General features: G+C 46.5%; 13 protein-coding genes. 9 read left to right on the forward strand and 4 right to left on the reverse strand.

What is annotated here, in order from left to right:
- The first annotated feature begins 133 nt into the window (after positions 1–133).
- A complete protein-coding gene (locus tag ACHZBS_RS06395; RefSeq protein WP_319405691.1) occupies positions 134–265 on the forward strand; it encodes a hypothetical protein in 132 nt (43 codons plus the stop codon).
- Between the two features lie 117 nt (positions 266–382).
- Here ACHZBS_RS06395 and ACHZBS_RS06400 read toward each other — a convergent pair whose 3' ends face one another.
- Positions 383–1,873, reverse strand: a complete 1,491-nt coding sequence (locus ACHZBS_RS06400) for an ABC transporter substrate-binding protein (RefSeq protein WP_319405692.1) — start codon at positions 1,871–1,873, stop codon at positions 383–385.
- Positions 1,874–2,092: 219 nt separating this feature from the next.
- Entirely contained in the window at positions 2,093–2,599 is a 507-nt protein-coding gene (locus ACHZBS_RS06405; protein ID WP_319405693.1) for an ATP-binding protein, read from the reverse strand.
- A gap of 460 nt (positions 2,600–3,059) precedes the next feature.
- Between ACHZBS_RS06405 and ACHZBS_RS06410 the strand changes: the two genes are divergently transcribed.
- From ACHZBS_RS06410 to ACHZBS_RS06435, 6 genes are all read left to right on the forward strand, one after another.
- Positions 3,060–3,926, forward strand: coding sequence for a ParB/RepB/Spo0J family partition protein (locus tag ACHZBS_RS06410; RefSeq protein WP_319405694.1), 867 nt, complete (start codon positions 3,060–3,062; stop codon positions 3,924–3,926).
- A 14-nt stretch (positions 3,927–3,940) separates the two neighbouring features.
- Positions 3,941–5,032, forward strand: coding sequence for a hypothetical protein (locus ACHZBS_RS06415; RefSeq protein WP_319405695.1), 1,092 nt, complete (start codon positions 3,941–3,943; stop codon positions 5,030–5,032).
- A gap of 534 nt (positions 5,033–5,566) precedes the next feature.
- Positions 5,567–6,475: a hypothetical protein gene (locus ACHZBS_RS06420; RefSeq protein WP_319405696.1), complete on the forward strand. Its 909-nt coding sequence runs from the start codon at positions 5,567–5,569 to the stop codon at positions 6,473–6,475.
- Positions 6,476–6,546: 71 nt separating this feature from the next.
- The gene (locus ACHZBS_RS06425; protein ID WP_319405697.1) at positions 6,547–8,481 is read left to right on the forward strand and encodes an ATP-dependent helicase; all 1,935 of its coding nucleotides are present in this window, start codon (positions 6,547–6,549) and stop codon (positions 8,479–8,481) included.
- A 744-nt stretch (positions 8,482–9,225) separates the two neighbouring features.
- The gene (locus ACHZBS_RS06430) at positions 9,226–9,510 is read left to right on the forward strand and encodes an integration host factor subunit alpha (protein ID WP_319405698.1); all 285 of its coding nucleotides are present in this window, start codon (positions 9,226–9,228) and stop codon (positions 9,508–9,510) included.
- Position 9,511: 1 nt separating this feature from the next.
- Positions 9,512–10,336 (forward strand): SOS response-associated peptidase, encoded by an 825-nt coding sequence (locus ACHZBS_RS06435; protein WP_319405699.1) that lies wholly within the window; start codon positions 9,512–9,514, stop codon positions 10,334–10,336.
- 789 nt (positions 10,337–11,125) lie between these two features.
- Here ACHZBS_RS06435 and ACHZBS_RS06440 read toward each other — a convergent pair.
- Positions 11,126–11,443 carry a helix-turn-helix transcriptional regulator gene (locus ACHZBS_RS06440; protein ID WP_319405700.1) on the reverse strand — a complete coding sequence of 106 codons (318 nt, stop codon included), beginning with the start codon at positions 11,441–11,443 and terminating at the stop codon, positions 11,126–11,128.
- A 175-nt stretch (positions 11,444–11,618) separates the two neighbouring features.
- Here ACHZBS_RS06440 and ACHZBS_RS06445 point away from each other — a divergent pair, with 175 nt between their 5' ends.
- Both ACHZBS_RS06445 and ACHZBS_RS06450 read left to right on the forward strand, forming a co-directional pair.
- Complete coding sequence (locus ACHZBS_RS06445) at positions 11,619–12,356, forward strand: hypothetical protein (protein WP_319405701.1); 738 nt, start codon at positions 11,619–11,621, stop codon at positions 12,354–12,356.
- Between the two features lie 18 nt (positions 12,357–12,374).
- Complete coding sequence (locus ACHZBS_RS06450; RefSeq protein ID WP_319405702.1) at positions 12,375–13,001, forward strand: hypothetical protein; 627 nt, start codon at positions 12,375–12,377, stop codon at positions 12,999–13,001.
- A 192-nt stretch (positions 13,002–13,193) separates the two neighbouring features.
- Here ACHZBS_RS06450 and ACHZBS_RS06455 read toward each other — a convergent pair whose 3' ends face one another.
- The gene (locus ACHZBS_RS06455; protein ID WP_319405703.1) at positions 13,194–13,712 is read right to left on the reverse strand and encodes a hypothetical protein; all 519 of its coding nucleotides are present in this window, start codon (positions 13,710–13,712) and stop codon (positions 13,194–13,196) included.
- Positions 13,713–13,745: the final 33 nt, after the last annotated feature.

Consider the following 13,745-nt stretch of genomic DNA (forward strand, 5'->3'; position numbering starts at 1 on the left):
TTTTCACCATCATGAAAAAAAGAGGCCCTCCCCTTCCAAGCGGCGCCTTACCCCCCAGGTTATCAAAAAGGGGGATGTTCCGCCGTGCCTCCATACCGGATGTCAATGCCGGGGATGCTTCGGATGGCAGAACATGCTGCAGGCCGCAGAAAACAGACCGGCGTGGCGGGAATACCCCCTTTGCTGCCAGATGACCGGACTGACGCTGAAATACGGAAAGCGATCCATTCGAAGCCGCTATACCCTTTCTCACTTTTTCGGATAGCGATTGCGGGTCGAACGGCTTTTGAATGAATCCGCTGCACCCCCGGTTCATGCTTGCCGAAGCTTGTCCATCGATGCTGCAGCCACTGGAGAACAGCCCGTTGATCCCGGGCAGCCGTCAAGGCTTTGCATGCAGCCGGGTCTTTTCGGTAAATTGCGGATACAGGGCCATTGTGGAAACCAGAGGGTGTCCGTATTCCACCCCGGTTCTACGGGCGTAGCACTGTTTGGTATACATGATCGGATAAGCGGCCATGTCGTCCAGGATCCGAATCTGGGCCTGTAACCAAAGCTGGGTCTGCCGTTGCGGATCGATCTCCAGGCGCGCCGCCTCGATCAGTTGGTCAACCTTGTCATAATGAGAGAAATTGGTGTCCGGCTTGGCGCCGCTGACGACAATAGCGTCGGAATGGAAAAATTGGCTCAGATAGGCATCCGCATTGGGGCGCCAGGCGACATAAATCACAAGGGGTGCCGGCGCCCGACGAATCCGCCTGTGCATGTCTGAATGGGTCTCGACGGCGATCCGGCAGTCGATGCCGATCTCCGACAGCTGCCGTTTCATTTCCGCATAATAGGTTCGGTAAAGCCGCTTTTCAGAGGTCACCAGGTCAAGCGTAAAACCGTCAGGATAGCCGGCGTCCGCCATCAGTCGCCTGGCCTTGACGAGGTCCTGATCATAGGTCAGATGAAGTTGTTCGGCCTCCGCTTCCGTGAGACCGCCAGGCATAAACTGCTCCGGTACCGGCGAATAGACGCTTCCCACGAATTGTTTGCTCATGGTGTCCATAAATGACTCCCGGTTCAAGGCAAACGCAATCGCACGCCTTATGCGGAGATCGTCCAGCGGCTTCATCCTGGTGTTGAGATAGATGGTGGCCACCTCTCCGACACCATGGGTATCGATCGTTATTCCTGGTTCGCGGGCCATCTTTTCGGGCCAGCCCTTCTCGCCGGAGCCCATGATCACATCCAGTTCTCCTGCTTTAATAGCCGCTTCACGCCGGTCGATTTCAGGCATGAAACGGAACTCGATCCCATCGAGCGCCGGCCGGCCGCGAAAATAGCCTTCATGGGCCTTTAAGACCAATTTTTCACCGGCTGTATATTGGCTGAACATAAAAGGACCGGTTCCCACCGGATGCCGCTTGAACCGATCATACCCCATGATTTCAACGGCCCGCCTGCTGACGATAAAGCCCCCGGCATAATTGGTCAGCTTCGGCAGGAAAATAATGGATGAAGCGGGTTTAGCCACGGTAATACGAACCGTATATCGATCTACCGGGACGACGGTCATTCCCTCATATTCCCCGGCATATGCGCAAAATACACGACGGGCTGATTTTTGAAGGGAAAAAGCCACATCTTCGGCGGTCAACTCGTAGGCCGCGGTTTGCGGACCGGGATGAAACAAAACCCCTTTTCGAAGCTTGACGGTCCACACCTGCTGACCACCGATCATTTCAAACCCGGGGATCTGTTCGGCCAGGTCGGGTTCGATTTTTGGCGCGTTTCCCGGCTGGTAACGCAGCAGTCCATTGAACACCATGTCCGCCAGGGCCCGATCCTGCGAACCGGCGGCAAAATGCGGATCCAAATTGCCCATTTCACTCACATGGATCCCGAACCGAAGTATATCAGGGATGTTGCTCGGACGGAGATCCGGGGATGCAGGCAGGACGGGATGAATCAGTGGTCCACAAAGAAAAAAAACAGAGAGCAACAGCAATGTCAGTACCCGGGTCCGCATGGTGGAAGCTCCACAATAAGGTTGATCCCAATGACGGCTTTAATAATTGCCTCATTATCCCAATGGGGTCAAGAATTAGAGATTATGCCGGTTGCGATCCAGACTCCGGTATTGGATTGCCTCGGTAATATGGTAGATCTGGATGTCGGCCATGGCGTCCAGATCGGCAATCGTCCGGGAAATCTTTAATATTCGGTTGTAGGCCCTGGCCGACAGCCCCAGGCGGTCGATGGCCGATTCCAAGAGGCGGCTGGCATCATCACCGATGCGACAGTGGGCACGGATATGTCGGCTGGCCATCTGGGCGTTGCTGTAAATTTTTGTACGTTTGAACCGCTGGATCTGGACCTGGCGCGCCGCCACCACCCGCAGCCGGATGGCATCGGAGGGTTCGGCATGCACACCCACCCTCAACTCTTTGTAAGGAACGGCCGGTACCTCCACATGGATGTCAATGCGATCCAGCAGCGGCCCGGAAATTTTGGAGCGATAGCGATGGATCTGGTGGGCCGTGCACCGGCAGGCATGGCGGGGGTCGGCAAAATAACCACACGGATGTGGTTTCGAACTATAGAGACTCATCTAACCCCACCATATTTCTGAAGATACCCGTACGTCCTCCCTACTCCAAAGAACCAGAGTTACTTACCAACGACCTCGGGCTTCAGATTAAGCCTTATTACACAACCCGTGATGTATGTAAAGTGTTAGGATTACGAGCAGATACGTTCAGATACCGTCTCCGACGTGGAATCTATCCGGAACCGGAAAAAGTAGGCGGCAAAAGACGGTTTAGTGAATCCGATATTATCCAACTATCGAAAGCCACAAAGGTCCTTTAAAAGAAGGGGGTGATAAAGCCAAGTTAGATTCTGAACAAAAGTGCGCACAACTGACATTAGGTAATCGCTGGTTTTTAGCTCCCAGACAAAGATGACAAACACCCCTTAGTCCTTCCACACGGACACCGATCTAAATCACGTAACACAGATTGCTAAAAATCAATCACAAGCAATGCTTTTGATTTAGAGGAGGTGTCCTCATGGCAATCGTATCTATTAAGAACATAATTTGTGACCCACAGGTTATGCCGCGAGAAAAAATCGATGAAAATCACGTGAACGAGTTGGTTGAAGATCTAAACTCAGGCGCGGTTTTTCCCCCTGTGGACCTGTTTCATGATGGCAAGCACTACTATGCAGCTGACGGTTATCACCGAATTGAAGCTTTCAAGAAGGTTGGTCGAGATGAAATCGATGCGATAGTTCACGATGGTGATAAACGAGATGCTTTGGTGTTCGCCAGTGGAGCGAATGCATGTCATGGTAAAAGACGAACCAACGAAGATAAACGCAAGGCAGTAACAAACCTGTTGATGGACCCGGAATGGCGTCAAGAGAGCGATGTGACGATTGCTGAGCACTGTAAGGTTTCGCAACCATTTGTTTTGAAAGTACGTCGTTGGCTTGAATCAACTTATAACGGTTATAAGTCACCCTCCCGTCGAAAGACTAAGACGGGCGGCACTATGGAAACCAAAAACATCGGCAAAGGTGAGTCAAACTCAACAGAACAGAAAAAAACAGTGTCGATAAAAATAATTCCCACTAAAGAAGATTTACCGCCAAAACCTTTCGCTAAGAAAACATCAGTTGATAATGATGATGACAATGGTAGCGACGACACAGAAATTCCTTCTCCCCTTAAAGATTTTGCCAAAGCCCATGCGGAAATCTGTAAAATGATCAAGGATCTTGAGACAGCACTGCATGATCTTAAGAAGGCCATGCCGTCTAAAGAAAATTCCAACTTGCTATCAGAAATTGACATTTCAAACCATTGGAATCGATTCAGTCACCTGCATATATCCATGGCTGCCTGCCTGGCTAAATATTTTGACTTAGGTTGATTGAGGAGGAACAGATGGACTTGAAATTTACACCTGTTTTAAGCAGGAAGGACAAGTTGATTTTTCCGTACATCCAACATTTCTTTATCAATGGTGTACGTTCTCCTCCTACGAAAGCAATGCTGCAAGAACTGAATGCCCCCCCATGTATTTACAGCGATAGTGGAGGATATCAAATATATTTAGCAAAAGACCGGTTAATGAAAGGGAAAAAAACGAATCCCGTCGTTGTGGCACCAGGTGAAGGAAACCGACAATCTAAAGGGCTCCAAATCATAGACCCTATCGCTCTTTGTACTATGTATGGTCAGCTTAATGTTGTATGCGGGTTCACTCTTGACTTTCCTATCGTCGATGGATCGATTGAAGAATACACCGCCAACTTATCAAAATCATATAAATGTGCCGAAATTATGTTTGGATGTCGTTCACGGCTTTGCCCTGATACCGATTTACTCATTCCGCTACAATTTTCGACGAAGGAACAGCTTTATAATTATTATACTGAAATGTCTGTGTTGTGTCCCGACGGATACAGCTTTCCAGTTAGAGAGCGCACAAATTGGAAGTATCTGTTGAGGGTTGCCTTCACGTTGATGTTCCTCCACCATAAAGGCGTCCAAATCGTTCACATGTTGGGTAGCTCGAAACCTGAGATCATAATCATCGGTGCGGTAGCGGCAAGCCTTAATATGTTCCACCGGGTGACTTTCGATTCCAGCACGTGGGACACCGCGCGCATGGTTCCGCCAAAGTACATTAGCCCCGATGATTTGACTCAAAAGGATATTAGACGTCTCGGTTCTTTTCAGGCCGAACTCCCAAAAGGTTTGGTCGATGAATTGGGCACTGGCAAGAAAGAATTACCAAGGCAGGACTTCTATAAGCTTATTCCGCTATCCAATATAATGACGATAAATCGATACACTAACAAGATGCTTGAACTATCAAAGGACTTGGAAGAGCTGAAATTGTTTGTAAGAAAGCATCCCCATTTCAGACGCACCAATGAGATGTTAATAGATGCGCTTAATGTTTTACAATTGGGATTGGTTAACGGGTATCCCTTTGTCGAGAAACATTTTGAATGGATCTGGTATTCATAGCGATTCATTGGTTTCATCCATCCGAAACATTACTGGTATAGAGGATGGAAATCATCAACTGAAAATTCAAGCTATTAACGTTTCTCGATACTTAATGGCTACACCGGATCGTGGTATCAAAGTCTGAAGTGAAACTGAAATTTCGAATGCCTTTTGCTTGCTCAAAGAAAAACCGTAAGTCGTTATACCGTCTTGCAATGCAATCCATCACACCATGGTATTATTAACAACTATTATTTCAGTATGTTATACAGCAGTTAACTTTTTTGGGAAGTCGTTTTAGGTTTCCTTGATTCAATCATACTATTTAGTAAAACAATTAAATCAAAATAGTCGATGGATGGGCATCAGATCTAACAAAGATGCAAAGGCTGTACTGGATAAGTACACAATAATATATATATGTAATTAAATCAAAAGATACTCCATTCATCTCCTAAACATCTTCACTCCGATACGTCTTATTTCAAAAACATCGTTTTACAATAAGGCATGTTATTATGCATACATTCCATGTCGAACAAGGAGGATGTCATGTACGCAGAAGCAAGCAACGATAAGCTAATCCTATCATCCGGGAAAGGTGCGGATATTTACTATCCAATGAACAAATTACCCTTGTTTGAATTTTCGAATTACGTCGTCAAGAATGGCAAGAAAAGGAAAGGATACAAGTCATTAAAAAAGAAACATAAAAGTGTCTCAAAGTATCTTACTGTAATCAAATATAAGGAACCAAACACTGGCAACATCCTTATCATCTGTAATCGAAAGAAGGGCAAATCCTGGGCTGCTTCTCCACTTTACCTAATCTTCTATCCCAGTTTCCCGCATCCTGTCCTATATTCGCACGTCAAGGCGATAGAGCGGTTTTTTCTGGATGAGTGTGGCATCAAGTTACGTGTATCTGCTGTTCATATTGCAGTGGACATTATCGATGAAGGTAATAGAGATTTGTTCCGCCAGGTGGTCAGATCGATCAAACCAGGGACCAAACGTAAGCCTTGTAAGCTTTGTAAGCGTTACAAAGGTACAAGATATTTTGGCCATTTTCGATCCAGCAACCAGCTTATAGTCTACGATAAGAGCCGGCAATTAAGAAGGAAGAAAGGAATCGTTGTGCCGGTAGGGCGTGTCCGGGTTGAATGCCGGTTGAAACCGCCGCAACTATTCGACCTGCCTTCAACGGTAAATGAGCTTGCTAACTTTGATTGGTCGATGTTGATGCCAAGGTACTTTTCATTTCACATACCAACATCCAAATTTATGCTTAAAATGAATATGGCCGGCGAAAGCTGGCGTCGTCCCATTTGGCGTTTGCGGGATCTTGCTTGGGAATTGTTCGGAATAACCCCATCGAACTTTTACAGGGACTGCCTCATGGAACATACCCAATTCACCAAGCACGTAGCCGAGGCACTGGCTAATTTCCGCTGGGCTTGAAGACCCTTCCTGATCGATTCCAGTTGTTCCCTTTGTCTTTTTAATCAAATTCCACAACCGGAGGTACTATCATGTTCAGGATCATACCGGAGCAGGAGGCAGTCTATCAATCCGAATCCAATAGAATACTGGTTAATGCAGGACCGGGCACGGGCAAGACGGTTGTCGTAGTTTGCCAGGCCGTCAAATTTGCGAATATACTGCTTGATAGTGGTATCCCCCAGGTCAGCCGGGATGCAAAGGTGCTTGTCGTCAGCCTCACTAACTACACAGCGGAGAACGTCCAGTGCAAAGCAGAGAAGCTGTTAGGGGATCAATCATTCCGTAAATGCCTTGGCGTCAACCTCAGTACTGAAGCCATTATGGATCGAATTCGATTTAGTACGCTTCACAGCTTTTCCCTATCGATGTTGATCCGATACGGTCAGTTGTCATCTTCAGCTAAACTTTCAATCGTTGGCAACGAATACAACCTGAAATTGCTTGAGAAGGTATTAGAAAAGATGGCGCCTGCGTGGAAAGATGATGTTGTTGTCAAAGGGCATTTGCTTAAGTTCTGGTTGAACTGGCGGTCGGAGGAGCATCTCCGAAAGGTACTTCACAAGAGGTACCCTAAATACCGCTCCAATGGAAAGTTGATTGCCAAGGTGATTAATGAGTTGGTTAAACGGAAAAGGCATGAAAACGTTATTACATTCGATGATATGCTTAAACAATTCTATCAGCTTATAGTTGACAAACGTGCACGAAAAAACATCCGACGACTGTTTCCTATGATTATTGTTGATGAGTTCCAGGATATCACCGGTCTGCAATGGAAGATAATCCGAAGACTTGTTGGACCAAGCTCTCACTTATTGTGCACCGGTGATGACGGCCAAACCATATATTCATGGAACGGTGCATCATTTTCTCGCTTTCGCCAGTTCATGGAAAGATTTCCCGATTATAAAGCTTTTTATTTGACTGAAAACTTGCGAAGCACTCGAAGGCTTAGCAAAATTAGCAAGAGGTTAATATCACAAAGTCATTATGCCACTAAGAAGGATTACAATGCCAAGAGGAAGGGCAAAAAGCCAAAGGTAATACTCAATCCGAATCCTACGGATAACCGTCAGTATGTAATCGACGAAATCAAAAAGCTCACAGCCGGGGGTATGTCATTTGATGATATTGCGATAATCTATAGACATCATGGAGATGCATTTGAGTTGAGACAACAGCTGTTGAGAGCCAAGATCCCTTTCAAGGTATACCGCGATAAAAGCAAGCGTGATAGACCTTTTGTGCGTGTGGTGTTTGCTTTAATAAAAATAGTTGAATCCGATAATGTCGATGAAAACGCTTGGTATGAACTTTTGCCTAAAGTCAAAGGGCTCGGCAGAAAAAAAGCAGCCGATATTATATCTTTGCTTCACGGTCAGAATCTAACGAAAATTGAATTTCCTGATAAACTGAAAACATCCCAATCATTAGAAAAGCTGTGTTCAGACATAGGTCACCTTAAAGAATTCAATATGACATCTACGGAAAAGCTTGAAGGGATCTTTGACATAGCAAGAACGTTGCCCAAAGTGAACCGATATGTTGAACACCATATAAAACCGACTTTTTATAAATTGGCTTCAGATGGCGGTTTATTTGACATTATACGCAAATATCAAGATCGTTCCTTTCCATTGTACTATCCAGTTGAAGATAGCCATCCTTATTCAGATTCCTATATCACTTTGTCAACGGTGCATGGCATAAAAGGAGGCGAATTTAGAACTGTTTTCTATTATGGAAGTGGCAACGATTTGTATCGGAAATATCATCTACTTAAAGGGTCCAAAAGACGGGAAAACGAATTACAGGTCATGAACGTTGCCGTAACAAGAGCTACGCAAAAGTTGTATTTATTATTTCCGGTTGATAAAGCAAAGTGGAGCAAAAATGCCAATGTACAAAACCCGATTTCCTTTCTTAGCCAGGCTTCTCGTAACAATTCGCTATTTCGTTATTAAAGGCGAAAGCCTTTAATGTTTACCTGAAGTGAACAGACTTGGGGGATGGATGGCGGACAACAGATCACGCGCATCATTTTCTCCTATATTCCCACGGCGAATGGGGTTTGAATTTGCCCATAGTTTCCGGCCGGCGTTCCAGGCCGCACGTTCGAGGTAACGGGTCCGTTTCCCAACCAAGCGAAAAAGCGCCTGAGAGGCCAATTTGGCGACGATCTCCTGAAGTGCCCCCCCTTTCCTTGCAACCCTCCTTTAACTTGATCATGGGCAGCGTGAGCCAGTTCATGAAAGAAACCGCTTCCTCGTCCGTAGCCAGGAAGATTTCCTTGTGGGTTAACGAATAGCATCCTCAATGCAGTGTACCACCTTAAATTGTATCGTGGAATTTTTGATCTACTTGTGGGGTTCGAAAAGTGGCCTGCTAATCGGATAAGATCCTGTAAAATAAGTTAAAATGGCAATTATTTGCGTCCAAAACGACTGCTTTAGACCCGTAATTAAGTGGTTTTCAGGTCCCTAAATGTGCTCCAAGTGCCATGACCCGTAAATTGCCTGAAAACCCATTTCCGGCGTGATCTCCGGTCCTGGGCAACCAATATTCGGGATGACTGGAACGCTTGGATGGAACTCGGGGATGCCTGATTGTCAACCCGCACCAACCCCTTGACACTAAATGAAATCTTTGCCAACTTGGATTTAATTCCATCGGCTATTTTTACCATTACCAGCATGGAGCAAGACACCATGGCATTGACCAAACAGACTATCGCCGAACGAATCGGGGATGGGCTTGGCATCCCCAAGAACCAGTCCATCGAAATCGCCGAGGCTCTACTTGAACTGATCAAATCCACCCTGGCAGCCGGTGACGATGTGCTGGTGTCCGGTTTCGGTAAGTTCTGTGTAAAGGAAAAAGCAGAACGTAAAGGTCGGAATCCCGCAACCGGTGAGGTTGCCATTTTGCCCGCTCGCCGTGTGGTGACGTTCAAGTGTTCAGCGAAGTTGCGTGATAAGGTGAACGGGGGCTGACATGTGCGGCAGGTTCGTAGGATTCAGACGACTCGAAGAGCTACGAAATCATTTTCCTATTGATGTCGCCGACGTTGAATCAACGGAAAATTTCAATGTCGCTCCCACCCAGGAAATCCTTGCCATCGTTCGCCACGACGACCAGAACCACTTGGAAAAGCTGAATTGGGGCCTGGTGCCTTTCTGGGCCAAGGATACCACCATCGGCAGCCGAATGATCAATGCACGATCTGAAACCGTCGCTACGAAACCCAGCTTTCGCAATGCCTTTAGGAAACGTCGGTGCCTCATCCTCGCTGATGGTTTTTATGAGTGGGCTGGCGAGCCGGGACACAAAAAGCCGATGTTTATCACGCTGCCCAATGGTGAGCCCTTCGCGTTTGCCGGGCTTTGGGAAATCTGGGACAATAAGGGCAAGGAAAAGACTCCGTATCGGTCCGCCACGATCCTGACCCGGGAAGCCAGTGAATCGATGGTGGCGATCCATCACCGGATGCCAGTGATTTTGAAGCCGGCAGCTTTCAATGCCTGGCTCAATCCAAACAATCAGAACCCTGAATCGCTCCAAGAAATTATCCAGGACCAGATTTACACGGAACTCAAAGCGGTCCCTGTATCGAAGGCGGTAAACTCGGTGAACAACAATCGGCCAAGCATTGATGACGTTGCATCAATTTTCGTTCATTCTTGCCTTAATGCAATAGAACAATCAGACCAGGCATCAAGCGGTTGCAGATCAAATGGCGCGGCAGATACCAATACCAAACCGTCATCAATGGGCTTTACAGATACGCTGATCTTTCGCAAGGAGCTGACAGATTGGTAGGCAGCTGATAATATAGGCTTTTATCTACGTTGTAGACGGTAGGTTACCTGTATATATCTTTGTCATGAATGGACGTCACCATAGGGCACCTCCTCAAATTGCAGGGTTTATGGATTGGCTGGTTAGCTTAATCATCCCGGGTTGTTCTGAATGGATATATTGAACGAAAATCCATCAAAAATTGACAAATTTGGCAGATAAGGAGGTCGAAATCCCCCGCTTTTTAGCCATATTTGGGTGGTTTTCAGATCCCTAAATCGGCTCCAAATGCCAGGACCCGTAAATTGCCCACAGAAGCCCTTTCCGGGCATTTTCGGTATCCGTGACGCATGCGTCTGGTCGAGGTACGGAATCGACTCATAATCGTTATGAGTGGGTGCTACTAATCGGAGGCTATTGCGTAATCATTGGGCCGGGTCTGGCACATATTCAACGGTACAACTGCCAAAGGTGATTCTCCCAGAGACCTTAATCTCTGTCGACCGAGAATCCTTGGTTCATCCAGGCCCCGCCAGGCATAAGCTAAATCTTTCCTTTTAGTTGACCGGCTTTGAATATATTGCAAAGCTTTTCCATAGTGAAAAATATCCTTATTTTTGCCCGGCCTATAGTGAATTTTAGGATTATTAAATGATTTCGTGTCTGGATATGAGGCCCGTAATCTTCATCTTATGGGAAAAATCGTGGTAAACCGGTGAAAATGTGGATTTCTATAATGTCGGCAAAGGGAAGGTGGCTTCTATTCATGGGTATTAACCTAAGAATTGCTACATTCGGAAGAGGTTCGCTCTAGTGGAAGAGTGCTGATAGTACCTTTAGTGCTGATCGCTGCTGTTCGGTAGGTGCCTGTTCGATGAGTGTTAAAATAGCCTGGAGCCTCTTTTTAGGGTTTTCCACCTCAAGCTGGTAAAATAGTTCTCCGATGTTAACTCCCAAGGTCTCGGCAACCTTGATAAAGGTGTCCAGCGTCGGGTTTTCCTTTCCACGTTCGATACCGCTCAAGTATTTCGGGTTGATCCCCATCTTCTCGGCAAGCTGTTCCTGTGTAAAATGTCTATTTTTCCGCAGCTCCCTGATCCTTGCCCCGATCAATTGTTTGGTTTCCACTATTCCTCTCCCTTTTTTTGCTGATGATCGCAAAAGCAGGGAAATATCGGAACAATCCTAAGGACAGAAAAACGGTTGATTTTTCAGCCTGATAGACGTAATTGGTAGAGTGACGGGCTGAAATAGACAGATAAATGGAGCCTGTCACCTAAAACTATTAATATGAGAGGGGAAAATGTTATTTGCCGCCAAGCACCGGAAGGATCGAAACTTCAAGCTACGCGAGGACGAAGTCACTTCCAGCATACTCGGCCCCTTGTCGTACATGCCCCCGGAAGACGTCTGGGCGCTGTTTCAGGCATGGCTACCCTTCAAGGTGGAAATGTGGCCCACCGAAACTCCGACTGGTGTGGATCTGTCCTTTTGGCCGAACCTGGAGAATGAAGGACGAACCGAACCCGACATGGTTGTCCGCTTCACTAATAATGCCAAACCAATGTTGACGGTGTTGTTCGAGATCAAATGGGATTCCGCCATATCCGGCAGGCAGGAACTAGTAAACCAGTGGGAAGCCTTGTCCGATGCCGAAAAAAAGACGACTTTCCACATCTACCTGGTGAAAGACACCGGACGTGGGAATCGGGAGTTGATCCAGTCATTGACGGATTCTCCGACGAAGTTGTGGCGTGAACGGTTGATCTGTGTTGGATGGCGCAGTCTGATTGAGATCCTGCGCTACAATCGGCCAAAATTCGGAACAGGCATGAATCTCTGGGCAGACGGCGTAATTGCGTTTTTGCAGCGGCGGGGACAGATGACCTTTACCGGGTTCGAATGGTTGGCCAACGAAATGGTATCCATCGCTCCCGAAAAAAAGCTTTTCTGGAATCCTTTGCCCTGGTTCTTAATTGGAGACAAGGTATCAACGCCCTCATCGGCTCCTGTTTTCTGGAAAGCTAATCCGGACAATTAACCAAAAAAGGAAGGTATAATGAACGGAGAGAACCTATTCAATGCTGCAGCAGTCATTTACAAGGCCGGTGAAGAAATCGAAGCGATGTTGGAAAAGCTGTTCTCCCTGTTGGAACAAAAACTGGAGACGGTGGAGGGAATTCGCAAGGTCGAATTTAAGGATGACAATGCTGATGATACCAGTGAATGGGTTTATCGAGACTTGATCCGTAATTACTGTATCTACAAAAAGGGCGCCAGGAACCCCAGCGCCTACTTGGCCATTCAGATTAAACTGTGTGACCCGGAAGAAGCCGAAATCGTCGGTCGACAGCCTCTGATTTATGTCCTGTTTTCATCCGGCGGGGATTGGGCTCTTGACGAATTCCTGCTCCAGAGGGCGGTTAGTGAGGGATTTGAGTTGGAGGACGGGTGTCTGTGGCAACGGTACGACGACGATGAGGACCGCTCCCAGCAAAAATCCTGGAGTGATACAGAATGTGCCTTTGTGGTTCCCTTGACGGCTTTCAACACGCCTGAGGACTTAAAGGAAATGATTATTGATCCCATCTACCTTCTGATGACAACCGGACTGGACCCAAAAAAGATAGATCAACGGATTTTACGCTTCAAGATAGAAAATTCGAAAGTTAGCCTCCTGTCTTGATTTGAACAGGAAAGAACATTCCCAAGTATGAGATGCTCTGACTTATTGATATCACAAGATTTCCAATAGTATCGATATCAACAGGTTGGAGTAATCTGGACCACAATCAAACGAATTGGGGCACCGTATTCCTAAGGATTTCGAAACATGTTGGATTGGACAGACAGGGGTGGATCTGTGTATCCGCTACGTTTATATCTTAGGCTTCTCATCGGCACTATTGAAAAAGAATTTTTCACCGTAGAAAGATTCATAATTAACCTCTAAGTCCGCACGATCGATTGCATGCTTTACAAACTCTGGTGAGGGAAGTTTTTCCCCTTTGAACTGTAATACGACTACCACACATCGATCTTTAGCGCCCATAGAGTATCGACTTCCCAAATATGAGTGCTTGGCATCATATGGATATTGATCATTTGGAAATAGAATTTGTAGCGCCTTTTTTATCGGTTCCGTTCCCTCACCCGATATAATTTTGTCATCAACCTTTATTGTGAACCTGTTAATCAACGCCGGCCCTAAACCATTGTTCAAAAGCTCAACGGCATAAAAGCCTTGAGTGTGACGATCATGAGTCCAAGAGGTCAGATGTGGACGGAAAGATATTCTGTTGTGCCTCCTGGATTGAACACCCTGCCAAAACGAAAAAATAAGGGCGCAGAGAGCTATAACAACACTCGAAATTCCTACAATTATTTCCCAGTTCAAATTGCACTCCATAACGAAAAATTCACATGCACC

The sequence above is a fragment of the uncultured Desulfosarcina sp. genome (assembly GCF_963664155.2).
In the GTDB taxonomy this organism is placed as follows: Bacteria; Desulfobacterota; Desulfobacteria; order Desulfobacterales; family Desulfosarcinaceae; genus Desulfosarcina.

What these genes read in the sequence shown, in the direction of transcription:
- ACHZBS_RS06395 (WP_319405691.1), top strand. Translation starts at nt 134, where the DNA reads ATGCTGCAGGCCGCAGAAAACAGACCGGCGTGGCGGGAATACCCCCTT.
- ACHZBS_RS06400 (WP_319405692.1), bottom strand. Translation starts at nt 1,873, where the DNA reads ATGGGCAATTTGGATCCGCATTTTGCCGCCGGTTCGCAGGATCGGGCC.
- ACHZBS_RS06405 (WP_319405693.1), bottom strand. Translation starts at nt 2,599, where the DNA reads ATGAGTCTCTATAGTTCGAAACCACATCCGTGTGGTTATTTTGCCGAC.
- ACHZBS_RS06410 (WP_319405694.1), top strand. Translation starts at nt 3,060, where the DNA reads ATGGCAATCGTATCTATTAAGAACATAATTTGTGACCCACAGGTTATG.
- ACHZBS_RS06415 (WP_319405695.1), top strand. Translation starts at nt 3,941, where the DNA reads ATGGACTTGAAATTTACACCTGTTTTAAGCAGGAAGGACAAGTTGATT.
- ACHZBS_RS06420 (WP_319405696.1), top strand. Translation starts at nt 5,567, where the DNA reads ATGTACGCAGAAGCAAGCAACGATAAGCTAATCCTATCATCCGGGAAA.
- ACHZBS_RS06425 (WP_319405697.1), top strand. Translation starts at nt 6,547, where the DNA reads ATGTTCAGGATCATACCGGAGCAGGAGGCAGTCTATCAATCCGAATCC.
- ACHZBS_RS06430 (WP_319405698.1), top strand. Translation starts at nt 9,226, where the DNA reads ATGGCATTGACCAAACAGACTATCGCCGAACGAATCGGGGATGGGCTT.
- ACHZBS_RS06435 (WP_319405699.1), top strand. Translation starts at nt 9,512, where the DNA reads ATGTGCGGCAGGTTCGTAGGATTCAGACGACTCGAAGAGCTACGAAAT.
- ACHZBS_RS06445 (WP_319405701.1), top strand. Translation starts at nt 11,619, where the DNA reads ATGTTATTTGCCGCCAAGCACCGGAAGGATCGAAACTTCAAGCTACGC.
- ACHZBS_RS06450 (WP_319405702.1), top strand. Translation starts at nt 12,375, where the DNA reads ATGAACGGAGAGAACCTATTCAATGCTGCAGCAGTCATTTACAAGGCC.